Source organism: Bacillus spizizenii TU-B-10 (genome assembly GCF_000227465.1).
GTDB classification, from domain to species: Bacteria; Bacillota; Bacilli; order Bacillales; family Bacillaceae; genus Bacillus; species Bacillus spizizenii.
Genome location: NC_016047.1, coordinates 1,134,099 through 1,158,328, shown reverse-complemented (window position 1 = coordinate 1,158,328; position 24,230 = coordinate 1,134,099). Strand labels below are relative to the sequence as shown.

Annotated in this window: 26 protein-coding genes; 13 read left to right on the top strand and 13 right to left on the bottom strand. The window is 44.9% G+C overall.

All coding sequences use genetic code 11. The annotated features are described in order from the left end of the window. Positions 1-36: 36 nt before the first annotated feature. Complete coding sequence (locus GYO_RS27685; protein WP_041521150.1) at positions 37-198, bottom strand: hypothetical protein; 162 nt, start codon at positions 196-198, stop codon at positions 37-39. Positions 199-361: 163 nt separating this feature from the next. On the opposite strand from GYO_RS27685, the gene GYO_RS27680 reads away from it, so the two are divergent. Continuing rightward, positions 362-862, top strand: a complete 501-nt coding sequence (locus GYO_RS27680) for a universal stress protein (RefSeq protein ID WP_014113208.1) — start codon at positions 362-364, stop codon at positions 860-862. 125 nt (positions 863-987) lie between these two features. Continuing rightward, a complete protein-coding gene (nhaC, locus tag GYO_RS27675; RefSeq protein ID WP_014113207.1) occupies positions 988-2,349 on the top strand; it encodes a Na+/H+ antiporter NhaC in 1,362 nt (453 codons plus the stop codon). A 42-nt stretch (positions 2,350-2,391) separates the two neighbouring features. On the opposite strand, the gene dat is transcribed toward nhaC, so the two are convergent. Then, complete coding sequence (gene dat / locus GYO_RS27670; RefSeq protein WP_014113206.1) at positions 2,392-3,240, bottom strand: D-amino-acid transaminase; 849 nt, start codon at positions 3,238-3,240, stop codon at positions 2,392-2,394. 285 nt (positions 3,241-3,525) lie between these two features. On the opposite strand from dat, the gene GYO_RS27665 reads away from it, so the two are divergent. Beyond that, on the top strand, positions 3,526-4,374 hold the full coding sequence (locus GYO_RS27665; RefSeq protein WP_014113205.1) for a polysaccharide deacetylase family protein: 849 nt from the start codon (positions 3,526-3,528) through the stop codon (positions 4,372-4,374). A gap of 28 nt (positions 4,375-4,402) precedes the next feature. Here the strand turns inward: GYO_RS27665 and GYO_RS27660 are convergent, their stop codons facing one another. The 3 genes from GYO_RS27660 to GYO_RS27650 form a co-directional block, all read right to left on the bottom strand. Then, positions 4,403-5,146 carry an NAD-dependent protein deacylase gene (locus tag GYO_RS27660; RefSeq protein WP_014113204.1) on the bottom strand — a complete coding sequence of 248 codons (744 nt, stop codon included), beginning with the start codon at positions 5,144-5,146 and terminating at the stop codon, positions 4,403-4,405. Positions 5,147-5,218: 72 nt separating this feature from the next. Further along, positions 5,219-6,334 carry a small-conductance mechanosensitive channel protein MscY gene (mscY, locus tag GYO_RS27655; RefSeq protein WP_014113203.1) on the bottom strand — a complete coding sequence of 372 codons (1,116 nt, stop codon included), beginning with the start codon at positions 6,332-6,334 and terminating at the stop codon, positions 5,219-5,221. Between the two features lie 149 nt (positions 6,335-6,483). Then, positions 6,484-6,591 carry a YhdX family protein gene (locus tag GYO_RS27650; protein ID WP_003224203.1) on the bottom strand — a complete coding sequence of 36 codons (108 nt, stop codon included), beginning with the start codon at positions 6,589-6,591 and terminating at the stop codon, positions 6,484-6,486. 234 nt (positions 6,592-6,825) lie between these two features. Between GYO_RS27650 and GYO_RS27645 the strand changes: the two genes are divergently transcribed. Genes GYO_RS27645 through crcB form a run of 3 tightly spaced genes read left to right on the top strand, consistent with a single transcriptional unit; the run spans position 6,826 to position 8,292 of the window. Then, a complete protein-coding gene (locus GYO_RS27645) occupies positions 6,826-7,557 on the top strand; it encodes a glycerophosphodiester phosphodiesterase (protein ID WP_014113201.1) in 732 nt (243 codons plus the stop codon). Further along, complete coding sequence (locus GYO_RS27640) at positions 7,544-7,939, top strand: fluoride efflux transporter FluC (protein ID WP_014113200.1); 396 nt, start codon at positions 7,544-7,546, stop codon at positions 7,937-7,939. The genes GYO_RS27645 and GYO_RS27640 overlap by 14 nt, the downstream gene beginning before the upstream one ends. After that, positions 7,936-8,292, top strand: a complete 357-nt coding sequence (gene crcB / locus GYO_RS27635) for a fluoride efflux transporter CrcB (RefSeq protein WP_014113199.1) — start codon at positions 7,936-7,938, stop codon at positions 8,290-8,292. Before GYO_RS27640 ends, crcB begins: the two co-directional genes overlap by 4 nt. Positions 8,293-8,305: 13 nt before the next feature. Here the strand turns inward: crcB and GYO_RS27630 are convergent, their stop codons facing one another. Together GYO_RS27630 and GYO_RS27625 are read right to left on the bottom strand one after the other, a co-directional pair. Next, positions 8,306-9,691, bottom strand: coding sequence for a hemolysin family protein (locus tag GYO_RS27630; RefSeq protein ID WP_014113198.1), 1,386 nt, complete (start codon positions 9,689-9,691; stop codon positions 8,306-8,308). Between the two features lie 308 nt (positions 9,692-9,999). Beyond that, positions 10,000-11,181: a pyridoxal phosphate-dependent aminotransferase gene (locus GYO_RS27625; protein ID WP_014113196.1), complete on the bottom strand. Its 1,182-nt coding sequence runs from the start codon at positions 11,179-11,181 to the stop codon at positions 10,000-10,002. 157 nt (positions 11,182-11,338) lie between these two features. On the opposite strand from GYO_RS27625, the gene cueR reads away from it, so the two are divergent. The 3 genes from cueR to GYO_RS27610 all read left to right on the top strand — a co-directional run bounded on the left by cueR (position 11,339) and on the right by GYO_RS27610 (position 14,224). Beyond that, a complete protein-coding gene (gene cueR / locus GYO_RS27620; RefSeq protein ID WP_032727347.1) occupies positions 11,339-11,770 on the top strand; it encodes a Cu(I)-responsive transcriptional regulator in 432 nt (143 codons plus the stop codon). 60 nt (positions 11,771-11,830) lie between these two features. Beyond that, positions 11,831-13,165 carry a hemolysin family protein gene (locus tag GYO_RS27615; protein WP_041520908.1) on the top strand — a complete coding sequence of 445 codons (1,335 nt, stop codon included), beginning with the start codon at positions 11,831-11,833 and terminating at the stop codon, positions 13,163-13,165. Positions 13,166-13,324: 159 nt separating this feature from the next. Continuing rightward, the gene (locus GYO_RS27610; RefSeq protein ID WP_003224186.1) at positions 13,325-14,224 is read left to right on the top strand and encodes an NAD-dependent epimerase/dehydratase family protein; all 900 of its coding nucleotides are present in this window, start codon (positions 13,325-13,327) and stop codon (positions 14,222-14,224) included. A 20-nt stretch (positions 14,225-14,244) separates the two neighbouring features. Here GYO_RS27610 and GYO_RS27605 read toward each other — a convergent pair whose 3' ends face one another. The 3 genes from GYO_RS27605 to GYO_RS27595 all read right to left on the bottom strand — a co-directional run bounded on the left by GYO_RS27605 (position 14,245) and on the right by GYO_RS27595 (position 17,203). Then, positions 14,245-15,372, bottom strand: a complete 1,128-nt coding sequence (locus tag GYO_RS27605; RefSeq protein ID WP_014113193.1) for an NAD(P)/FAD-dependent oxidoreductase — start codon at positions 15,370-15,372, stop codon at positions 14,245-14,247. A gap of 101 nt (positions 15,373-15,473) precedes the next feature. Next, positions 15,474-16,073 carry a 1-acylglycerol-3-phosphate O-acyltransferase gene (locus GYO_RS27600; protein WP_003224182.1) on the bottom strand — a complete coding sequence of 200 codons (600 nt, stop codon included), beginning with the start codon at positions 16,071-16,073 and terminating at the stop codon, positions 15,474-15,476. A gap of 134 nt (positions 16,074-16,207) precedes the next feature. After that, positions 16,208-17,203, bottom strand: a complete 996-nt coding sequence (locus GYO_RS27595; RefSeq protein WP_014113192.1) for an aldo/keto reductase — start codon at positions 17,201-17,203, stop codon at positions 16,208-16,210. 196 nt (positions 17,204-17,399) lie between these two features. Here GYO_RS27595 and sigM point away from each other — a divergent pair, with 196 nt between their 5' ends. From sigM to GYO_RS27580, 3 genes are read left to right on the top strand one after another with little or no spacing between them, the layout of a single operon-like run. After that, positions 17,400-17,891, top strand: a complete 492-nt coding sequence (gene sigM, locus GYO_RS27590) for an RNA polymerase sigma factor SigM (protein WP_003224177.1) — start codon at positions 17,400-17,402, stop codon at positions 17,889-17,891. Then, positions 17,881-18,957 carry an anti-sigma factor gene (locus GYO_RS27585; protein WP_072183560.1) on the top strand — a complete coding sequence of 359 codons (1,077 nt, stop codon included), beginning with the start codon at positions 17,881-17,883 and terminating at the stop codon, positions 18,955-18,957. The genes sigM and GYO_RS27585 overlap by 11 nt, the downstream gene beginning before the upstream one ends. Further along, a complete protein-coding gene (locus GYO_RS27580) occupies positions 18,945-19,235 on the top strand; it encodes an anti-sigma-M factor (RefSeq protein ID WP_003224169.1) in 291 nt (96 codons plus the stop codon). The genes GYO_RS27585 and GYO_RS27580 overlap by 13 nt, the downstream gene beginning before the upstream one ends. Before the next feature lie 35 nt (positions 19,236-19,270). Here the strand turns inward: GYO_RS27580 and GYO_RS27575 are convergent, their stop codons facing one another. Continuing rightward, on the bottom strand, positions 19,271-19,699 hold the full coding sequence (locus GYO_RS27575) for a GNAT family N-acetyltransferase (RefSeq protein ID WP_041520907.1): 429 nt from the start codon (positions 19,697-19,699) through the stop codon (positions 19,271-19,273). 109 nt (positions 19,700-19,808) lie between these two features. Between GYO_RS27575 and pdxR the strand changes: the two genes are divergently transcribed. Further along, positions 19,809-21,218 carry a MocR-like pyridoxine biosynthesis transcription factor PdxR gene (gene pdxR, locus GYO_RS27570; RefSeq protein ID WP_014113189.1) on the top strand — a complete coding sequence of 470 codons (1,410 nt, stop codon included), beginning with the start codon at positions 19,809-19,811 and terminating at the stop codon, positions 21,216-21,218. Positions 21,219-21,252: 34 nt separating this feature from the next. Here pdxR and GYO_RS27565 read toward each other — a convergent pair whose 3' ends face one another. Together GYO_RS27565 and bcaP are read right to left on the bottom strand one after the other, a co-directional pair. After that, the gene (locus tag GYO_RS27565) at positions 21,253-22,608 is read right to left on the bottom strand and encodes a sodium-dependent transporter (RefSeq protein WP_014113188.1); all 1,356 of its coding nucleotides are present in this window, start codon (positions 22,606-22,608) and stop codon (positions 21,253-21,255) included. Positions 22,609-22,726: 118 nt separating this feature from the next. After that, positions 22,727-24,124, bottom strand: coding sequence for a branched-chain amino acid transporter BcaP (gene bcaP, locus GYO_RS27560; protein ID WP_014113186.1), 1,398 nt, complete (start codon positions 24,122-24,124; stop codon positions 22,727-22,729). Between the last annotated feature and the right edge of the window lie 106 nt (positions 24,125-24,230).

The window sequence follows — 24,230 nt, the reverse complement described above, 5'->3', positions numbered from 1 at the left end:
TGTATTTGTCTTCACATCCCATACACCTGTCTTTCCTTAGATTTTGTATATAAAAAAGGCATGAAGCGTCAGCTCCATGCCTTTTTTAACCGATATGATATGCACAGCGCTTTTCAGCGCGCGGCTAGACTGAAAAAACCGTTCAATCAAACAGAACATGGGGTTTGCCGCACCAATATGAAACTGTTTTGCAAACACGCAAATTCCTTGGCATAGCAAACCCTCCTTCCATTCTGATTTCATCTTTTTTTCATCATATAAACAAAACCTTTTTTTGTCAATCATTACTTGAATAGGAAAAGGTTAATTGTACTCGAATCCGGGTATTGTGTTGTAAGACGTTTTTGAAAGGGTGAGAATGATGTTTCATGCTGACCGTATCATCGTTGCGTTTGACGGAAGTGAAAATAGTAAGAAAGCGCTGCAGACAGCCATCGATCTTGCTAAAACCGTAAATGCTGCCATTACCGTCGCCCATTCACATGATATGAAAGACAATCAGACCATCATCGACCCGCCGAGGCCTGCAGCAGGGGCAAGCTATATTGGCGGAGGCATGACAAGTGTTCCTGATCCGCTGATATCAGATGTTGCACCACCTGAGCCAATGATCTATGAAGACCGTACGGAAGAAGTCATCGCCGAAGCCAGAATGATGCTGAATGACCAGCAGGCTGATGGAAATATTGATATATTAGAAGGCGATCCGGCTGAATCAATTATCGAGTATGCAAACCGCATTTCTGCCGATATGATCGTAACCGGAAGCAGAGACCAAAACAGGCTGAAAAAGCTAATATTCGGAAGTGTAAGTGAAAAGCTATCAGCGAAATCGGATATACCCGTCCTGATTGTAAAGTGAGCACGCCCTGTGCTCGCTTTTTTAAATTCATAATTGTGAAAAAACATAGATTTTCGTTTTTTTCTGTTATAATGCTTTCGTGCCCAAAAGCACAAAAGCATTAAAGATAAATATGGGGTGTTATTTTGGATTGTCAAAAAAAGCTGACGTTTCCGTTAGCCGTCGGTTTATTTATATTTATGTTAGGAATCATTATTTCTTGCTTATTCTTGCTTCATACAGAACCACATATCCCGCTGTTTCTATGTGTTATCATGCTTTCAGCTGCCGGTTTATGGTTCGGTTTTTCCTGGAAGTCCTTAGAAAAAGGGATTACAGATGGGATCAAGAACGGCGTACAGCCAATTATCGTTCTGGCGCTGATCGGCATCTTAATCGGCGCTTGGATGTACAGCGGCGCAATACCGTCCGTAACGGTTTATGTCCTTTCCTTTATTGAACCCAGCCACCTTCTTTTGACTGCTTTGTTTTCCTGCATGATCATCAGCACGCTTGTCGGCTCAAGCCTGACAACTGTGAGCACGATTGGGGTCGCGCTGATCGGAGTGGCGAGCGCGGCCGGCGTTCCGCTTGAATGGACGGCAGGCGCGGTCATATGCGGCGCATGCTTTGGTGATAAAATGTCGCCGATGTCGGACACAACCAATTTTGCCGCCGGCATAGGCGAAATACCAATCTTTGAACACATTCGCCATATGATGGGCACTACTATTCCGGCTTTGCTCATCACCGTCGTGCTGTTTTACTTTCTCGGTTTATCTGTGTCAGCGGACACTGCTTCAACCGATGATATTCAACATGTCATAACCGGAATCAAGGATGCCGCAAACGTAACGCCGTGGGCGCTTCTTTCACCGCTCTTAGTCGTTTTGCTGGCGGTTAGGCGTGTGCCCGTGATTCCCGTGCTGACTGCCGGAATTATTTCCTCGGGAATTTTGACTGCTATTTTTGTACCTGACAGCAGCCTGCAGGCGTTTATGACAGCTTTGCAAAATGGCACGACGTTCGAAACTGACAATGAGGCCGCCGCTAAAATCATTAACAGAGGCGGACTGCAATCCATGATGGGCTCAGTCTCGCTCATTATGATTGCTTTTGCACTCGGCGGGCTGATGGAGAAAATCGGATTGATTTCCGCGCTATTGGAAGGTGTCATGAAAGGCATCCGCTCAAAAGGCCAGCTGATTGCGGCAACTGTCTGTTCAAGCATCGGCATCAATTTGGCAACCGGAGAACAGTATCTTTCAATATTAATACCGGGACAATCATTTAAAACCTTATACGACAAACAAAACATCCAGCGAAAATTTCTTTCCAGATCCTTAGAGGACGGCGGGACATTAATGAATCCGTTGATCCCTTGGGGAGTATGCGGTGCTTTTATGGCGAGCGCACTTGGTGTTCCCGTCATAGACTATATCCCGTTTACGTTCTTCCTCTATATATCGCCGATGATCTCCATTTTGGTTGGATTTATTAAAAAATAAAAAGAGCTCCGCGTGCAAAGCGGGCTCTTTTTTTATGTTTCATTATGAAATGCTTGCTGCCTGCTGAATGCTTTCTTGAAAAGCAGCCTGAAGCTGTTTTGTCACCGGTCCGGGTTCACCGCTTCCGACCGATTCTCCATCTAGCGTCACGACTGGAATGATCTCTGCCGTCGTTGACGAAATAAAGATCTCTTCCGCCTGTCTCAGTTCTTCCTCACTGACAGGCGTCTCTTCAAGCTCGATCCCGTTCTTTTTAATAAGCCCTAAAATATTCATCCGTGTAATTCCATTGAGAATGAGCCGATTAGCTGGATGCGTTCGCACCGTCCCATTGATCACAACATAAACGTTAGAGGATGTACCTTCCGTAACAGTGCCATCTCTTAGTAAAATCGTTTCAAACGCTCCTGCTTCATAGGCTTTTTGCTTGGTCATAACATTATACAGTAAATTCAGACTTTTAATGTCGCATCTCAGCCAGCGAAGATCCTCATCTGTAATGGCTGCCACTCCGTATGCCTGCTCTTGCTCCGGTTTTTTCACGGTAAATGTGTAAGCAGTAGTCTGCGGCTTAAGTCCAGATTCATACTGGTGTTTTCGCGGCGCCACACCTCTTGTTGTCTGAATGTATACCGCTCCCTCACTAACCGCATTCTCCTGTACAAGCTTTTGCAGGTCCCACTCTAAATCTTCTATACTGAACGGCAGTGACATTCCGATTTCAGCCGCACTTCTGAAAAAACGCTCCGCATGCTCGCGCAAGCCGAACAATACCCCTTTGTACACCCTGATAACCTCATAGATACCGTCACCAAACTGATAACCGCGATCTTCCAAATCGATCGAAGCTTCGCTGCGTTCGATCAGCTGGCCGTTGACTAAAACCTTCATAATAGCCCTCCCTTTTCGAGATTTCCCTGATGTTTTTCTAGCTGTCATTGTCACTTATTCTACCATATTGGACTAGCTGAAAAACAGAAAGATCCAAGAGATCTATAGCGGGAAGGAGTTTATTTTTTCCTTAAAATCTGATATTTCGACAAATTTTCTATGTTCTTTCCAGTTTTATTCCTGTATACTTGACTGGTAATACATAGGTTGTAAACATATGGCATCTTCATAAGCTGCCTGCTGTACAGCAGTATGTAGAGATTTTATGCCAATGGAGAGATTGTTATGCGACAAACAAGAGGAGACGCTTCTCCTTCTGCAGTTTCGCTTGCTTTTAAATTTGCAAGTTTAGCAGTTTTATGTGTGCTGCTTTTGCTTATGGTGATTCTGGGGTATTCCAACAGCTCATCGAAAGCAAAGGAAGTCACTGTCACCACAAACGGCCAGCTTCGCAATGAGAAGGAAAGCCTGAAGCTGAAAAACGACTCCCCCGATCTTCTGATCAAACATCTGCAGACAAAGCAGAACATGGGAGATAAGACGGTTTACTTAACCTTCGATGATGGCCCGTCAGCCTATACAACCCGCTTGCTCGACGTACTGAAAAGCGCTGATGTAAAAGCGACATTTTTTATGCTGTCACCGCGGATGAACGAATTCAAACAAGCGGTGAAAAGGGCAGAAAAGGAAGGCCACGCCCTCGGTTTACACGGCGTCACCCATAATAACAAATTGTTCTATCAAACACCGACATCTCCGTTAAAAGAAATGCAGGAGGCGCGTGACACGCTGCAAGACATTACAGGATATAAAACCGATCTTGTCAGAACGCCATACGGGAGCAAGCCGTCACTGACCGCTTCACAAATCCGCAATCTTGAGAAAGACGGTTTTGTGTACTGGGATTGGACGATTGACAGCATGGACTGGAAATACCGGAATTCAAAATATGTGACGGCAGTATTACAGCAGCTTGAGAATATGGAACACAGCCATTCAAGCAGGCCGTATGTCATTCTCATGCATGATCTTCCCGCTACCGTAAACGCGCTGCCGGCATTAATCAATAAACTAAAAGAAAAAGGCTATTCCTTCGGAGTGTTAGAGGACACCATGGTTCCTGTTCATGAATAAAAAAGTGAGGCGCACGCATATGGCGGCCTCACTTTTTTATCCCCAAACTTTGGGCAAACTCCCCAACTTTTTGATGGATAACCATGTCAAACAAGCTGTCGCAATACGTCGGCTCGAGGTTAATGATGACTTTCTTCAGGCCGGGAATCCGGCTTGCGTCCTCAGGCACAAATCTCGCCGGAGCAACTTCGAGAGACGTGCCGATGACCAATAAAAGATCTGCTTGATCCAGCTTTTCATAAAGGGTGTCAAAGTGCAAGACGGCATCGCCAAAGAGAACAACATCGGTTTTTAATACCGTTCTGCAAATGTCACCATCTTTTCCGGGCGCCGTGCACTCTGGCACCTCCCGCTCCAGCAAATGAGGGAGATCATAACGGGCGCCGCATGCCGGACAAGCTGCTGTCTGGATAGAGCCATGCAGTTCGTACACATGTCTGCTCCCGGCTTTTTTATGGAGACCGTCAATGTTTTGCGTAAAAATATCGACCTGCTTCCCTTCTTTCTCCAGCTCAGCTAAAAGCAAGTGCCCTTCATTCGGTTCAAAGCTGCCGCTCATTTTCATCTGGAACAATTCTTTGAATTTAGGCCAAAACAGACGTGGATGGTGTAAAAAGTAATCAAGGCTCATCGCTTCCATTCTTGAGGCATCCTCCGTCCAAATGCCCCCGGCTGAACGAAAGTCGGGAATCCCTGATTCTGTGCTCATCCCCGCTCCGGTCAGCACGATAATTCGCTGCGCTTCATTTAAAATATTTCTGAATGCTTCCAACTCAACACCGCCTTTTTTCTCTTATTTTACCACGAAAAAAACTCCGCCTCTGTCAGACGAAGTCTTTCCCTTTTAAGCCCGTTCCTTTTCCTCTTTATTCAGATTGACTTGGAACGGATCGTTTTGGTGCTTTTGCTTTACAAAAACCATTTGGCCGGGGTATGCAAACTCAACACCTTCTGCGGCGAGAATTTCAATAATTTTATAGTTGATATCCTCTCTAACATCAAGGTTTTCAGCCCAAACCGTTGTTTTTGTATAGAAGTTGAAAAATAAATTGTAGTAGCTGTCGGCAAACGTATCAAAGTTGACCATGATCGTTTCATTATCAACGCCCTCATGTTCTAAGAGCATGGTTCTGAGAGAACGAATGGAGCGTTCAAGGTTCTCAATCGGCGTTGCATAGGACACATGGATGGAAAACGTGATCTGGCGTTTGGTCATTCTCGTCCAGTTCGTGATCGCTTCCATCGACAGCGTAGAGTTCGGCACCGTTACAAGCGCCCCCTGTGCTGTTCTGAATCTCGTGCTCCTGAAGGTAATATCTTCTACTGATCCGGTTACTGTCGACGTCTCCACCCAGTCACCGATGGTAAACGGCTTTTCAGTAATGATAATGATACCGCCGAAGAAGTTGCTGATGGTATCCTTCGCTGCAAGCGCAAAAGCCAGCCCGCCAAGACCTAGGCCCGCCACAAACCCGTTGACATCATAATTGAATTCCTGAGCGATCACACTGACACTGAGCGCAATGATGACAAAACGGAGCAATTTGGATAAAAACGGCGCCAGAATGTCATCCATGTCCAGCTCGAAGCGCTGATTCACCTTATGGAAAATAAACGACGACGCTGCGGTCAAATTACAAAGCCCCCAGCACAATAACGCAACAATCAGTGAGCGATATATTTTGCTGATGACCGGCATTTGTTCGTCTAAAAACGGTGAATACCGGATCGCTAAAAACAGCCCTAAGGCAACAAAAAACCATCTGGCCGGCTTTTCAAACGCCAGAACCACCTGTTTGAAAATTTCTGTTTTCGGCCGGTTTGTCAAATTAAAAAGCAGGTTAAAGAAATATCTTGTGAACAATTTTCTGAGTATAAGAAACACCAGCAAAATCGCCAAGCTGATGCCGATTTGTATGATTTTATCAAGCGTGAAATATTGCTGCAGATAATCTGGCATGACAGTCTCCCTTCTATTTAAATCGAATGTTTATTATACTAAAAGATTCGTAAAGATGCTCTTCTAAATGTCTTTTTACAGCACAAAACCCCGGCGTTCCGCCGGGGTCATTTCTCAATTCATCTATCAGCCAGATTCAATAGGGACAGTCACTTACTTTTTTTCGTTTGTGTCTGATCAAGGAGAGTTGCTTTTTGCATTTCAGCATCCGTTTCGGCTTTAATTCTTTCCTCCACTCTGATTCTCCCTTTTCCCATGATCTCGCCTCCTTTTTTGCTATTATAAAGTAACAGAATGTTTTGTGAATATGTCGAAAGGCCTAATTTCCTGGCGAAATATGTTCTGATGCGCTGAGTGTCTTTTTTTAGTTATACGCAGCCCTCAGCCCGGACCATTCCGATTATGGCAGAAAAAATTCACCAGTTTGTATCGCCGCGCATATATGGATTTGATACAATAACAGAAATGCCCATACGAGGAGCTGACTTAGCTTGTACACCATTGCCCATCGCGGAGCATCAGGTTACGCTCCGGAAAATACGTTTGCCGCATTTGACCTTGCGGCGGAAAAGAATGCAGATATGATCGAACTGGATGTCCAGCTTACAAAAGACAGGCAGATTGTTGTGATACACGATGACAGGGTTGACCGAACAACAAACGGCTCGGGTTTTGTTAAGGATTTTACATTGGAGGAATTGCAAAAGCTCGATGCAGGAAGCTGGTACGGCCCCGCTTTTCAGGGAGAGCGCATTCCAACCTTGGAAGCGGTACTTAGGCGCTACCATAAAAAAATCGGCCTTTTAATTGAATTAAAAGGCCATCCATCTCAAGTCGGAATTGAAGAAGAAGTGGGACAGCTGTTAGAGCAATTTTCTTTTTCTATCAACAATATTGTCCAATCCTTTCAATTCCGCTCCGTCCAGAGGTTCCGTGAGCTTTATCCATCGATTCCGACAGCAGTCATTACAAGGCCCAATTTTGGCATGCTGTCCAGAAATCAGCTGAAGGCCTGCCAATCTATCGCAAACTATGTCAATATAAAATACACACGACTCAACCGGCTGATGATCGCTTCCGCCCATAAAAATGGCTTAAAAGTATTCGCATGGACTGTCAAGAATCAAAAGATAGCAGCAAAATTACAAGCCATGGGTGTGGACGGCATCGTAACAGACTACCCGGATTTCATCAAAAAGGATGGAAAACATGAAAATATATAGCGCAGTTTTTATCGGAGGCGCGCTTGGCGCCTGCCTCCGATACGGATTAAACATGTGGATACACACCGATCAATTCCCGGCAGCAACCTGGCTGGAAAACGCGGCAGGCAGCCTTCTATTAGGCATTCTGACCGGTTTTTTTATGATCAGGGCAAAACGGCCTCTGCTGTCGGCTTTTTTAGGCACCGGCTTTTGCGGCGGATTTACGACAATGTCTACGTTTTCTAAAGAAACGGTGATGCTATTGCAAGCACAATCCTCACTGGCTGTTTTGTATATGGCAGTCTCACTGATATCGGGAATCGTTCTTGCACTGATTGGCGTTCTGGCGGGACGGCGCATAGCAGGCATTCTGCTAAGAAAGGGGCTGCAGGAAAGATGACACTAGCGGGTATCTTCATAGCGGGCGGTCTTGGCGCGATGCTGCGCTTCTGGGTTGGCAATGTCATAACCGCCAAATCCAAAGGTCTCAGCCTGCCCATCGGCATAGTAACAGTCAATATTCTCGGAGCTCTCGGGCTTGGAATATTCACAGGGCTTCACGGTACAAATGCTTCGGCCTCCCTCATCATCGGCACGGGTTTTTTTGGCGCCTTCACGACCTTTTCCACTTTCAGCGTTGAAAGTGTTCAGCTCCTGCTGGCCAAACGCGTAATGGAAAGCATCCTGTACATCGCCCTGACGATTTGCGGGTCGCTTTTGGCATTTTGGTGCGGCTGGACAATTGCAACGTAAAAAAACCTTGAGCTTATTTCTCGCTCAAGGTTGCACTGTTCAGCATCACAGGCTCGGGCATTGGCAGCGTGTGGTGCGCCGTAATCCCGGTTGTGTTGCCAGCTTCTTCTTTTATATCGATTTGTTTGATTAATCGGCCGTCCATCTTCAGCACCTTTATCGTATATGAACCGATGCGGATGGATTCACCAGCCTCAATATCGATGTTTTCTTTTAATATCAGTCCGCCGATCGTATCGACGTCCTCTTGAATCGATGCGCCAAGAAGGCTGTTCACCTGATCGATCCGAACCTTTCCGTCCATCACATAATGGCGATCGCCAAGCTTTTGGATCAGCGGCTGTTCATCTTCGTCAAATTCATCTCTGATCTCGCCGACAATTTCCTCAAGAATATCCTCTGTCGTCACAAGTCCCGAGGTTCCTCCGTATTCATCAGACAATATGGCCATATGAATACGTTCGCGCTGCATTTTAATCAGCAAGTCATGAACCGGGATGGTTTCCATCACTTCGATTACGGGTCGCACATACGGATGGATCGTCATCTTCATTCGTTCCTCTTCTGTCATAAACAGCAAATCGGAAAACAAATGCTTCGTATTAACCAAACCGATGACACTGTCTTTGTCCCCATCTGTGACAGGCCAGCGCGTGTATTTTTCCTTCAGCATGACTTCAAGCATCTCGGCCATTGTCATCTCTGTTGACACAGCTGCCATTTCCTTCCGCGGTATCATAATTTCTTTGGCGATCCGATTATCAAATTCGAAAATTTTATTTACATATTTATATTCAGACGGATTAATCTCTCCGTTTTTTAAACTCTCAGACAACAGCATTCTGAGTTCTTCCTCAGAATGGGAACCGTCATGTTCTGACGCAGGCTTTAAACCGAACATGCCGCATAAAAACCGCGCCGATCCATTGAGGATCCAAATAAACGGAAACAGGAGCAAATAGAATAAACGCAATGGACCCGCTATCAGCAAGGTCAGCTGTTCAGCCTTTTGAATCGCGACCGTTTTCGGGGCAAGCTCACCTACAACAACGTGCAGGAATGTAATCAAGCCATATGCGACCGCAAATGAGATCGCATGAGAAACCGATTCCGGCAGGCCGAGCGGTTCAAACAATGGATGCAGCAGCCGTTCAAATGCCGGCTCCCCCAACACGCCAAGCCCGATTGATGTCAATGTAATGCCCAGCTGGGATGCGGATAAATATTCATCCAAATCTGTAATGACACGCTTTGCGAGTATCGCCCGTTTGTTTCCTTCCGTTATAAGCTGATCTATTCTGGATCTCCTTACTCTAACAATCGCAAACTCGCTCGCAACGAAAAACGCGGTTAAAGCAATGAGCACGCCAATTAAAATCAGACTGTCAATATCGTCCATTTAACCTTATCCCCCTCATGGAAAGGATAAGGAGTCACCTCCTGATATAATCATTTTTCCTTAACATTGAGGTACGCGGTGTATTGTAGCCTAAGCAGAGGGCCCCATCATACCACCTCCAAGTCAAAGTTTGATTATAATTTGTATATTTTATTGTAACACAACTCATTCCAAAAATGATTTTTAATTTTTAGACTTTTGTCAGGCACAGCCTGTCAATTCTATTGCCTGTTTGGATTGGAAGAGGAAGGGTTTTGTGAATAAAAAAGAAAACAGCATTTAAAGCCGTTTTCTTTTTCTTTGCTTTCCTAAGCAAAATCCCTATATAAGGATATGAAAATATCCCGTGAGTTTTTAATCTGCTCGGTCGGCACGCTGAAGGATAAACGGAAGTGCCCTTTCATTCCAAAACCGCTGCTCGGCACGATTAATAGTTTGTATTTTTGGGCGGCATGCACGCAAAATGCGACTTCATCCTCAATTGGCGATTTCGGAAAAACAAAGAAGCCACCCTTTGGCATTTCAAATTCAAAACCGGCTTCCTTTAAAATGCCGACCATTAAATCCCTGCGCTCTTTATAAGCGCTTGCGTCTACTCTTAAATCACCCATTCTTGCCACAGCCCGCTGCATCATGACAGGCGCATTCACAAATCCAAGCGTTCGATTACAGTACACAAAAGCGTTGATCAAAAGGCCGGCATCCGGCATCTTGCTGTCTAAACCGATATACCCGAGCCGCTCCCCGGCTATACCAAGATCCTTACTGAATGAGCTCGCCAAGATCACACGATGATACGATTGAAACGGATTTGCCAGCTCTTCATCATAGATTAATTGACTGTACGGTTCATCAAACAGCACATAAATCGTCTGGCCGCTCTTCTCTTCTATTTCTTTTAATAAAGCGCCTAAATCATCTATATTTTTCTGGCTGAGTACGGTACCTGTCGGGTTATGAGGTGTATTGAGAATCAGCCCTTTCGTCTTTGGATTGATCGATTGCCTTACCGCTTCAATATCGATCTCGAACCGGGACGTCAACGGGCAGCTGACAGCCTTTCCACCGTAGTTCTCAATATACAATTTATACTCGGCAAAATAAGGTGCGAGAATAATGACCTCTTCTCCCGGGTTTACGATACTTTTTAACGCGACATTTAATGCGCCACCCGCGCCCACCGTCATGACGACGCGTTCCGCCGAGAATTCTGCTTCAAAACGGGAAGCCAGAAATTGCGCGACTTTTTCTCTCGCTGCCGGAAGCCCTTGGTTTTGTATGTATCCGTGATGGCCTTTTTCAGCTTCCTCTATTAACGCTCTTTTAAAAGCTTCAGGCGGTTCAACAATCGGGTTGCCGAGTGAAAAATCAAATACCTGGTCATCCCCGAACTCTTTCTTCAGCCTTGCGCCTTCATCAAACAGCTTGCGAATCCATGAGCCTTTATTTAAGTTTTCTTCAATTTCCCGGGATAACCCAGCCAATATCATCTGTCCCTTCCTCATATAAAAGTTTGAAAATTCTATCTTTCTATGTTACTTCAATCAGATGATGAATTCCACAACTTCCAGTTCCCGTCTGGAAAAAAACAATAAACTTGTGCAAGACACCATTCATATATTAAACTATTCTCATAACTATAACGTGATGGTTGGGAGGGATATAGATGGGGCTGAGACTTATCGCATCAGTGAACTAGCGGCACTTGCCGGAGTAACGAAACGAACAGTTGATTATTATACGAATATCGGTCTGCTTACGCCGGCCAGATCCTGTTCAAATTACCGTTACTACGACGAAAATGCACTCAAACGGCTTATATTTATTGTAGATTGTAAGAAGCAGCGATTGGCCCTGTCCGATATTAAAGATCGACTGGAGAACCAGTTTCCCTCTTCAGCTAAACTTGATGATGAAATTGGAAATCTGGCATTAGAAATTGATCATATGAATCAAAACATCTCCGGAATCTTGCATCGGTTTGAACGGCTGAAGCCCGAGGATCGTGACAAGCTGAAAAGCAAGCTCCCGCCCGAAAAGCTCGCCGTGTTCCAATCATTTATGCTGCTGTTAAGTTAAAACCATTCTATCTAACAGGAGGTGTTACCTTCATTCTCATTGCTAGAATGAAGGTTCTAATTGGACATAGTGAATTTGATTTTAGTTGCTGTTTTAATCGCCCTGACGGCATTTTTCGTGGCATCTGAGTTTGCCATTATCAGAATCAGAGGCTCACGGATCGATCAGCTGATCGCGGAAGGAAATAAAGCAGCAATAGCCGCAAAAAAAGTGACCACGCATCTTGATGAATATTTATCTGCGTGTCAGCTCGGAATTACATTGACTTCCATCGGATTAGGGGTTTTAGGTGAATCAACGATTGAAAGGATGCTTCACCCGCTTTTCGTACAATTGAACGTTCCAGGTTCCCTTTCACATGTCATATCGTTTATTTTTGCGTATGCCATTATCACGTTCCTGCACGTTGTTGTCGGAGAACTTGCACCTAAGACAGTCGCTATCCAAAAGGCGGAAGCAGTGTCTATGCTGTTTGCGAAACCGTTGATTTGGTTTTACCGCATTATGTTCCCGTTCATTTGGCTTTTGAACAATTCCGCACGGTTATTGACAAAAGCATTTGGCCTGGAGACCGTTTCAGAAAACGAACTCGCTCACTCTGAAGAAGAGCTGCGAATCATTCTGTCTGAAAGCTATAAAAGCGGTGAAATTAACCAGTCAGAGTTTAAATATGTGAATAAAATCTTTGAATTTGATGACAGGCTCGCGAAAGAAATTATGATTCCGCGGACCGAAATTGTCAGCCTTCCGCATGATATCAAGATTTCTGAAATGATGGACATCATTCAGATTGAAAAATATACCCGCTACCCTGTAGAAGAGGGCGATAAGGATAACATTATCGGGGTTATTAATATTAAAGAAGTGCTGACCGCCTGCATCAGCGGCGAGGTATCTGTTGATTCCACCATTTCTCAATTCGTCAACCCGATCATTCATGTCATTGAATCTGCGCCGATCCAAGATCTGCTTGTCAAAATGCAAAAAGAAAGGGTCCACATGGCCATCCTGTCTGATGAATACGGCGGGACTGCCGGGCTCGTGACGGTTGAAGACATTATCGAAGAAATCGTCGGCGAAATCCGCGATGAATTTGATATTGATGAAATCAACGAAATCCGCAAAATCGGCGAAGGCCATTATATTCTTGACGGAAAAGTGTTGATCGATCAAGTAAACGACCTGCTCGGCATCCATTTAGAGAACGAAGAAGTCGATACAATCGGCGGCTGGTTCCTTACCCAAAAATACGATGTTGAAAAAGGCGATTCTATCATTGAAGAAGGCTGCGAATTTATCATCAACGAAATTGACGGTCACCACGTCGCTTATATTGAAGTTAAAAAGCTTGCGGCTGAAGAGCTGGTCGAAGCTGGAGAACCGAAAGAAGCATAATGTGAAAAGACACCTTTTATTGAGGTGTCTTTTTTATTATGTTTTGTTTTAGCCTCCCCATTCTGCTCCTATGAAAACTGTTGCTAATAAAACGCTAATCCTCGGGAAGTCTAATCAGGGGGTTCGATCTCATTTAAAACAAGAAAAAGGAGTGAAAACATGAAAGTAGTGGTAACTGGGGCAGCAGGCAAAATAGGACGGTGGGCCGTAAGAACAATATTGGAGGCCGGCCACGATGTGACAGCGTCAGATCGATTATTAAGAGAAGAATCAGCATCGAAAAAATTTATTCAAGCAGATTTGCGGGATTATGGCCAGGTATGCCAGCTTATTATGGGCTGTGATGCTGTGGTCCACCTCGGGAATATCCCGACCGATGTCAGGAATACATCCCAGGCGATATTTGAAAATAATATGCTCGTTAATTTTAATGTCTTGGAAGCCTGTAAAGATTTTAAAATCCCTAAGCTGGTATGGGCCTCAAGTGAAACGGTGCTGGGATATCCGTTTGTCCCGAAAGAGCTCAGCTACCTTCCTGTAGACGAGGAGCACCCGACGATCGTAAAATCATCGTATGCCATGGCAAAACGGCTGACTGAAATTCTCTCAGATATGTATTCAAAGCTTACCAAAACACAAATTGTCACTCTCCGTTTTGCGAATATATATGAGCCTGATGAGTACGAAAAAATCCCTGGCATGCACTGGAACGAGCAGCAAAAAGAGATACAAAAGAAAAATGCATGGGCGTATTGCGATGTAAGAGATGCAGCACACGCTTGCCTCCTTGCAGTCGAAAAAAATAATCTCGGGAACGATGTCTTCCATATTACTGCGCCGGACACCATCATGAAAGAACCGAGTGAAGACTTAGTTAAGCGGTTTTTCCCGGATGTCTCTTTAAAAAGAGATATAAAAGGATATGAAACGCTGATGGCAATCGATAAAGCGAAAAAGATCCTTGGTTATGAACCGCGTTATACATGGCGTTCTGTATTAAACAATGACGGCTCACTCAAAGCACTGCCAGAGGATCAGCTTTCATTATCCAAAATATAAAAACAAAAAGCAGCAGATGTTCAATGAACGTCTGCTGCTTTTTTTATATCATAATCTTCTAAATTGATGTCTACATCCATTTTGAGAGCCAGCTTTGCCAGCTGCAGCCCCATATAGGGCCCCATTGTCAAACCTGACGATCCAAGGCCATTTGCTGCTATGATCCCATCCCAGCCGGGAAGGGGTCCGATCACCGGCACATCACCTGGTGTAAAGGGGCGTAAACCGACTCTTGCTTCTTGAAAGGTGCTATTTGCTAAACCAGGAGCCATTTCTAAACCTTTGTTCAACAATTCCTGCAGCCCGCCGGCCGTTATCCGTACATCATGTCCTTCTATGTCATCTTCACGAGTTGCTCCGATGGCTATTCTCTTGTCAGCATAAGCTAACAGATATTCCTTAGAAGGCGGCATCACAGCCGGCCAGCTGTCCATATCATTTGCGGCCGGAACCTGCACATATACGATTTGCGCTTTTTGCACGCTTACTTTGAAGCGAATGCCCAAAGGTTCCAGCAATTGCTCTGCCCATACACCTGCACAAACAATCACCTCATCAGCAGCATAACGTTCATCACTCACGGTTACTCCTGTCACTCGTTTCGCATGATATTGAAGTTTGGCATCGCCTGTTAAAAAAACGGCGCCCATTCTTTGAGCTGAACGCACTAATGCATCTCTCAGCACTTCGCCATCCACTCGGGCAGCTCCGCTTATATGAATGGAATGGTACCGTTTAGCCAGCAGCGGAAACATGCCAGCGGTTTTCATTTCAGATAGAAAGGAAATCTCACCGATTTCCGGGGCATCTTGTTTGCGTTCCTGCACCCGTTTTTCAATTTTCTCTACCTTTTCTTTCTCGTGATGGATACTAAGAGCACCAACAGGAGCATAACCCGTTTCTTTCTCGCCTTCTTTTCTAAGCTCCTCTATGAAGCTGGGGTAAAAGTGTGCTCCTGCCTTTGCCATTCTGTACCACGCCTGATTTTGCCTGGGTGACAGCCACGGACAAATAATGCCTTTCGCCGCATGGGTGGCCTGTCCCTTATCTTTCCGATCTATAACAAGAACCTCAGCCCCCATTTTGGCTAACTGATATGCAGTTGACGCTCCCAGAATTCCAGCTCCGACTACGATGATTTTTTTCATTTTCCGTAACCTTTCCCAATAGTCAATTCCTCAATTAGTATAGCTAATTGCCGAGGAACTTATAAACAATCGGGAAATTAGTGAGTAGAAGTACTGATGGTTTATAACTGCTCAAGCTTCTTTTCAAGTTCTTTAATACTGTTATTCAAAGCCTCTGTCATAGCTGCAAGTCTTTCCTTTGACGGCAGGTGGGCAAAATCAGCCTGCTGAAGAGGCTCACCGATAATAAGCTTCATTTTTCCTTTTTTGAACAATTCCTTTCCGCTTGAGGGCCCTTTATAAGCAGCGGGAACGAGCGGCGCTTTCCCCATTTGCGCAATCGTCACCGCACCTCTTTTCAAAGGCACGTCCTCAGAGGTTCTTGTTCCGCTTGGGAAGATACCGACGATCTCTCCTTCTTTCAGCAACTTAATCGGTGTTTTAATACTGCTTGGCCCGGGATTTTCCCGATCTACCGGAAAGGCATGAATTTTCTGCAGAAACGAACCGATCCATTTATTTTGAAAAAGCTCTTTTTTCGCCATGTAGTGTATTTGATAAGGAAGAATCCCGACTCCGAGTGTGATCACATCAACCCAGCCGGAGTGTGTACACGCGATGACAAAACCTGAATCGGCCGGAAGGTTTTCTTTGTTATACACCTTCACTCCTCCGCGAAGAGAAAGAATAACTTTTAAAGCATTTGCACAAAACTTATACATATCGCACTTCCTTTGTCGTAATCAATGATTCTTACTGTTACTTATTATAACAACATTTTTTATTACCTGGTACTAATTTTTATGATTTCTCCGGTTAAAACGCTAAAAAGCTGAGGATTCACCCTCAGCTTTTGTTATATTTCCTCCCTGGTCGGCGGTGCCATAAACTCCGGCCCGACCGGGTCTGATATCGTATTTTCTAATATGGCATTGATGTTGTTATAATCTTCACTGCTCAGCGTCCAATCTGTAATCTCTGATACCGCCTCAACCTGCTCAGGCTTTCTTGCTCCCCAAAGAGCAATATCCGCTCCCGGCTGATCTAAGATCCATCTGACGGCCAAGTGAATCACTGATTTTCCATAACGTGTCTTCGCCAGCTCATCCAATTGTTTGACAGCGGAAAGATACTCTTTAAAGCGGGGCTTCTGGAATTTCGGATCGTGATTTCGCAGATCGTCGCCCTCAAATGGATACTCTTCGGTCATTTTTCCTGTTAACAGCCCTCTGCATAAACTGCCGTATAATAACGTTGTGATCTGTTTGTCTTTTGCATACGGAAGAACATTCTCTTCGATTTCTCTTTCAAACAGATTATATGGAGGCTGTACCGTATGAAGCGGTGCAGCGGCGCGAAATGTATCCATTTGCTCAACTGAAAAATTACTGACGCCAATCGCCCGGATTTTCCCCGCATCATATAATTCCTTCATTACTTCTGCCGTTTCTTCAATTGGCACAAGCGGATCAGGCCAATGCACCTGATAAAGATCAATATAATCCGTTTGAAGCCGCTTCAAAGAAGCCTCGACTTCCTCTATGATTCTCGCTCTGTTCGCGTGACGGAACAGCTGGTTGTTCTTCCAGTCCAGAGCCGTTTTCGTTGCGAGAATCACCTGATCTCTTTTGCCGTGCTCCTTGATCGCCTTGCCGACGATTTCCTCGGACTGCCCGAAGCCATAAGCCGGCGCGGTGTCAATCAGTGTAATCCCCTGATCAAGAGCGGCGCGGATTGTTTTGATGGATGTTTTTTCGTCAGTGCCTCCCCACATCGTTCCGCCAATCGCCCATGTACCGAGGCCGATTCTGGAGGCTTTGATTCCTGTATCTGCAATACTGGTATATTCCATTATGCCACTCCTTCACTTTTTCACTATCTTTTCCCCTCTGGCAAAAATGTTAAACATTTCTCGGTACTATCTTTCGCGGCCATTTTTGGTTACTATATAGGAATGGTGTTTGATTAGGTATAAAAAAGCCGTTTGCACGTAATGTGCAACTTTAAACCTTTCTTATGCGTGTATAAGATAGAGGGGAGAAAAGGCAGTGACGATCGATGAAATTTACCAAATGTACATGAATGATGTTTATAGGTTCCTGCTCTCCATGACTAAAGACAAGCATCTTGCCGAAGACTTGCTGCAGGAAACCTTTATGCGGGCATACATACACATTCACTCCTATGATCACAGCAAAGTAAAGCCCTGGCTTTTTCAAGTGGCGCGAAACGCCTTCATTGATTACGTCAGAAAGCATAAGAAAGAAGTAACCATATCTGATGACTTGATCGGAAGCCTCTTTCAAAATGCTGTTCAGAGCCCTGCCCATCAGGTAGAGATAAAGGAAGTGCTGACTGGTTATATGTCCGAGCTCCCCGATAATTATCGGGAGGCCTTAACGCTATATTATTTAAAAGAGTTAAATTACAAAGAAGCATCCCATATTATGAATATTTCAGAGGCGAATTTTAAAAGTGTTTTATTTCGCGCCAGACAGCGGCTGAAAGCACTTTATAATAGAGGTGTTAATGATGAATGAAGAATTTAAAAAGCGTTTTGATCAATATAAAAATGGGGAAATGAGCGACCAGGAAATGACCGCATTTGAGGAAGAACTTGAGAAGCTAGAAGTGTATCAGGAACTGATTGACAGCGAGCTAGAGGACGATAACGATTGGGATGTCAGCATCAGTCCTGAAAAACAAAAAGCGATTTTAGCCTACGGCAAACGCAAGTCTTATTTGCGAATTTCTGTACTTGCCGTCATTTCGACATTGATGATTTTGCCGCTTTGTACGCTGGGAAGCTACCTCTATTACGGAATGGGAGGAAAACACAGCACTGGCAATGAGTTTATGGAAACCGCCGCAGTCACTGTAGCCCTGACCATGCCGAATGTTCTTGTCGATACATCCGGACTGAAAAGCCAAGTAAAGCTGTTTGGCATGAATACGGAATTCCCGCTGCAAAAGCAAATCGGCACGAAGACAGCTGCCGTAGGGAATGAACGGGTTGAAATGTTTTATGATAAAGTGAAAGCGCCGGCCGTTAACTACTATGACTTAGAAGTGAATAAAACCGGCCATTACTTTACACACCCATCAAATGCATCAGAACAAACAACTGCAAAAGCAGAAAAAACGTTAAAGACATTACCTGAAGGAACGGTTTCCGAGGTCTATCTTTCATATGACCGTGCATACCCGACAAAAGAAGTGTATAACAAGTTCAAAGGCTATGATGTGAGCTTCTTGTGGAATGCAATTGAAACAGAGAAAAATACAAATGAGACAGTGTACACAGAACCTCTTGGCTATCCTGGGAAGGATTCAAAGTTCTTGGCCGCACTTAATACAAAAGGCAAGTCAAATGGCGATCAGTTTATCAACGCCCTGAAATTCATGTCCAAGCACGAAAAATGGGCGCAGGTCATTTCAAAACGAAAAGACCTGAATGTGGATAACCGATTGGATTATGTCGAGAAAAACGGTGTCAATGTATACGGGTCGGTCGTTACAGGACCAACCAAGGAAATCCAGCGCATGCTGAAAAACAAATCTGTAAAATCAGCGAATGTCGGCGAGGTGGAATTATGGAACTGGTAAGAATTTTTAAAGAACACAATGTATTCGGCTGGATCTCTGTCGGGACAGCGGTTCTGTCCCTGCTCTTACTGAATTTGGCGATTATCAGCAACGTCACATTTTATTCCTATCAAATGCTTCCGTTCGCCATGGCTGCCGTTCCGTTTGGCGTTATTGAACTCTTCATCAAGAGAGGACGCACAGGCCCCGGCCTGCTCGGCGTCATCTTGAATCTCTTTGTGATCATTTGTGTGTATACCATTGTATCTGTAGATACCAATTTACAGTTTGGCTTTTAAAAGAAAAAGACGCCTCTTCAGGCGTCTTTTTTTAATTACACCTGCTTTCGAAACAGGTAACTTTCTATAGTAAAACCCATTTTGTCTGTATAAAACCGGTGTGCGTCTTTACGCTGAAGGCCAGATGAAAGACTGACAAAGCCAAATCCGGCTTTTCTCGCCCAGTCTGCGGCATAATCTAAAAGCATTTTGCCGTATCCCTTTGATCGGCAAGGCGCGGTTGTCACAAGATCCGCAATCCATAAGTGCTCCCCTTTATGAATGGAAACTCTCGGCAGCGCGCCGCACAGCGCCCTGATTGCTGTATCCTCATATAAGGCAAACAGCATATACGATTCTTTCTGCACACAGGCTTCAAGCCTTTGTAAATATGTCTCTTCATCCAGTTCTGTTCTCAATTCACTCATTACCGGATACGACTCGGCCCATTCTTCTATCGTGGTTAGTTGTTTCATATGAATCATCTTCTCAATCCCCTTTCCTTTCGTTACAATGATCATAGCGAATAAATGGCATTTGCCAAATAGCCAATATTAGAAAAGTTGACCATGCCAGATACAAAGGAGATATGAGATGGATATCACGCCGTTTCTTGATAAAAAAAGCAAAACACCGCTGTATGAGCAGCTTTATACCTTTTTCAAACAAGAAATTTCACACGCGCGAATCACGAAGGGAACAAAGCTTCCGTCAAAACGCAGGCTCTCCGGCTCGCTCGGTGTCAGTACGGCAACAATCGAACGTGCTTACGAGCAATTAACTGCTGAAGGCTATGTCAAAAGCAAGCCAAAAATCGGCTGGTTCGCGGCGGGAGTAGAAGCAGACTTCCCGGCGGCTCCTGACCATTTTCAGCAGTCTATGCGACAGGTTATAATTGAAAATAAAGCACCTGCTATTGACTTTCATCAAGGCAATGTTGATCATGTCCACTTCCCCTTTAACGCCTGGAGAAAAAGTACGGCAAAAAGTCTGGATCGCTATTCCGGATCGTTTCACACCTCTGGCGACCCACAAGGAGAACCTGAACTCAGGCACATGATTGCCCGTTTTGTCAGGCTGTCACGAGGAGTACATTGCGAGCCAGAGCAGATCATTATTGGCGCAGGAACAACCGTGCTTCTGCAGGTTCTTTGCCTTACGCTTGAGCCAGGAACAAAAATCGGTTTTGAAGAACCGGGTTTTCACCGGTCAAGAAGGATGTTTGAAGCAAATCGCATGAATGTCATTCCGATTTGTTCTGATGAAGAAGGCGTCCTGTCGGGTGAGCTTAAACGCCACAATCCGTATCTCATGTATACGACTCCTTCGCATCAGTTCCCGCTTGGGACCATTATGACGATAACCCGCAGACAGGAGCTGCTGGCATGGGCAAAAGAAGCAAACTCGTTCATTATAGAGGATGATTACGATGGAGAATTTCGTTACAGCGGCCAGCCTATTCCGTCTTTGCAGGGTCTTGATCCGAATGGCAGAGTCATATATCTCGGCACTTTTTCAAAGCCACTTTTGCCCTCCTTGCGGCTCAGCTACATGATTCTGCCCCCTGCACTCATGGAACCGGTCAGAAAAAACGCTCAGTTAATGAAGCAAACGGTCTCTTTCCACTCACAAATGGCACTGGCAGACTTCATCGAAAGCGGAGAGTGGCAAAAGCACGTAAATAGAATGAGAGCCTTATACCGAAAAAAACACGCTGTCCTGTTAGATGCCATACGCTCTGAACTGGGAAACAGCGTTGAGATTCTCGGTAAAAACTCCGGGCTTCACATCCTGCTGCGGCTTTTGTTTCCAGTCAGTGAAGAAGAAGCGATTAAAGCTGCCGCCGACAACGGCGTAACCATCTATCCCGTATCCCCCTCATATAAAGGACAGCCGCCATTTGTTTCTGTCTTAATCGGTTATGGCGGTTTGTCAGAAGGGGACATCAGGCTCGGTATCGAAAAACTGAAAACGGCATGGGCGCCGTTGATATCGTCTTATTAAATAAAAAACAAGCTCCGGAAACGGAGCTTGTTTTTTAAAAGGATAAAATCCCGATTAAATTTAAGAATACAATAATAATGGCTAATGGCACGATAAAACGAAGCAAATAAAACCATGTGTAAAAGAATGCTTTACCTGCATTTGATCCGCTTCTCATTTCTTCCCAGAGCTCGCGCTTCGAAATTTTGAGCGGGATAAAAAGAGAAATTAACAGAGCCCCTAATGGCATTAAAACATTGCTGACGGTAAAATCGGCAATGTCAAAAAACGTTTTACCAAATATGTGGACATCGCTCAATACACCATACGACAAGCAGCAAGGGATTCCGACCAAGAAAATCAAAAGCCCGCTCGCCCATGACAGTTTTTTTCTCTTCTTTTCGTTCCCTTTTCCGATTGTGGCGACAATAATTTCAACCATCGAAAACGCTGAGGTTAAGGCTGCAAATAAAAACGCAACGAGAAAGCCGATAAAAAACAGCGTGCCGAACGGAAGCTGTTCAAATACGGCCGGAAGCACTGTAAATAGCAGTGTCGGACCTTCATTTGGCTGAAAGCCGAATGAGAAAACCGCCGGGAAAATGGCCAAACCCGCCAAGAGTGTCACAATGATATTCATCACGACAATGGAGGCTGCCGAACGAGGGACATTTTGTGTTTTCGGCAAGTAAGAGCTGTAAGTCACCATCACCGAAACCCCCAGTGTTAACGTAAAGAAGGCCTGTCCCAGCGCGAATAATATGGATTCCGGAGTCAGATCGCCGAAATGAGGCACAAGCAAAAATTTCACGCCTTCCATCGCACCATTAAGTGTGAGAGACCGAAGAACGAGAAGAATAAACAATATAAACAAAATCGGCATGATCACCGCGCTGACCCGTTCAATCCCTTTTTGAACCCCTCTGGCGACTACCAAGACAGTCAGCACCATAAATACAAACTGAGCCGCGAGCGTCTGCACCGGATTTTGGATAATAGAAGCAAAAAGGGTGCCATACTGCGCTTGAGAAAGTCCGGACAGTGAACCTGATGCTGTCTTCAAGATATACAGCAAAATCCATCCTCCGATTACACTGTAAAACGACAGTACTAAGAAACATGCGGCTACGCCGACCCACCCTGTAAGAAACCAAGCTGTTCGCGGCGCTTCTTTTTTATATGCATCAATGGCATTCGTCTGGTTCCGTCTTCCAAAAAGAAATTCCCCCACTAAAAGCGGATAGCCTAAGAGGATGGTAAATAACACAAAGATAAGAAAAAAGGCTCCTCCTCCATTGGTTCCCGCTACATAAGGGAACTTCCATATCGCGCCCAAGCCGATGGCCGAGCCGGCGGCTGCCATGACGAAACCGATTTTCGAAGCCCATTGGACTGGTTTTTGCTCAGACAATAAACGTCACTTCCTTTCCAGCCTATATTATCTCTTATTTTTGTCTTCATTTCTATATATTCATGATCAAGAATATAAAAGAGAGCGGCCTGAATCACCGCTCTCTTTTATCGAAAGATTATTGATTTAATTTTGAATGCTTTCTTGAATACAGGAAATAGATTGCCAAGCCGATTAACAGCCACACAAGGAAGCGTACAATCGTCACCCATCCAAGATTTAAAATTAAGAACAGGCAGAACAGAATCGCCAGGCCTGGGATCACTGGAACCCCTGGGCATTTAAAGGCTCTCGGAAGATCCGGCTGTTTCTTTCTCAAAACGATAACTGCCACAGAAATCAGCACAAACGCTGACAGCGTCCCGATGTTTACCAGCTTTGCAAGTTCATCCAGCGGAACAAGTGAGCCGAGAAGCGCCGACATCGTTCCGAAAAACCAAGTGGCCACATAAGGTGTTTTGTGCTTTGGGTGTACTTTAGAAAGTGAGCCAGGCACCAGTCCGTCACGCGACATGGCAAACATGACGCGTGTCTGTCCATAAAGCATCACGAGCATAACGGTTGTCATTCCCAAAACGGCGCCAATATCAATGATGCCTGCCACCCAGTTTTGCCCGGCGCTTTGAAGAACGAGAGAAACCGGATGATCCACACCCGCAAACTGAGCAAACGGGATAACCCCTGTCATGATCGCTGATACGGTGACATATAAAATCGTGCAAACCAATAAAGAGAATATGATGCCTTTAGGCAGATCCTTCGCAGGATTTTTCGTCTCTTCCGCAGCAGAGGATACAGCATCAAATCCGATAAAAGCAAAGAATACGAGCGCAGCTGCACTGAATACGCCGCCAAAGCCCATCGGCATAAACGGCTGCCAGTTATGCGGCTTCACGTAAACGGCTGCCACAGCGATAAACAGCAGAACGACCAGCACTTTCAAGATGACCATGATGTTGTTGACTCTTTTAGATTCTTTAATGCCTAAATAAAGCAAAAACGTTATCGCCATTACAATGACGAATGCAGGCAGATTAAACATGGTAAAGGTGCCTTTCACTGCCCCCGGTGCCGCTGTTAAAGCAACCGGAAGATGAATGCCGAGCCCTGATAAAAACGATTGGAAATAACCAGACCAGCCGACTGACACTGCACTTACCGCCAGCATGTATTCCAAAATTAAATCCCACCCGATAATAAAGGCCATAAGCTCACCCAATGTCGCATAAGTGAATGTATACACCGAACCCGAAACAGGCACACTTGAAGCAAATTCTGCGTAAGACAGGGCGGCGAATAAACAAGCCAGCGCCGCCACAACAAATGAAATGGTCAGCCCAGGACCGGCCGTGACTGCACCTGTTCCCGTCAGCACAAAAATCCCTGTGCCAATAATGGCTCCGATTCCAAGCAATGTTAAATCGAATGCCCCTAATTCTCTTTTTAAAGATTTTTCACCACTCGTCGCAGCAATTAAATCCTGTATGCTTTTCTTCCTAAATACGCTCCCTTTCATTCCCCTTCAACTCCTAGACTAATGATCTATTTTTATATATTTTATTTGAATTTTCTGAATTCATGAGCGACATTGGTCATTTTTCTTTTTTTCTACTCTATTTGTA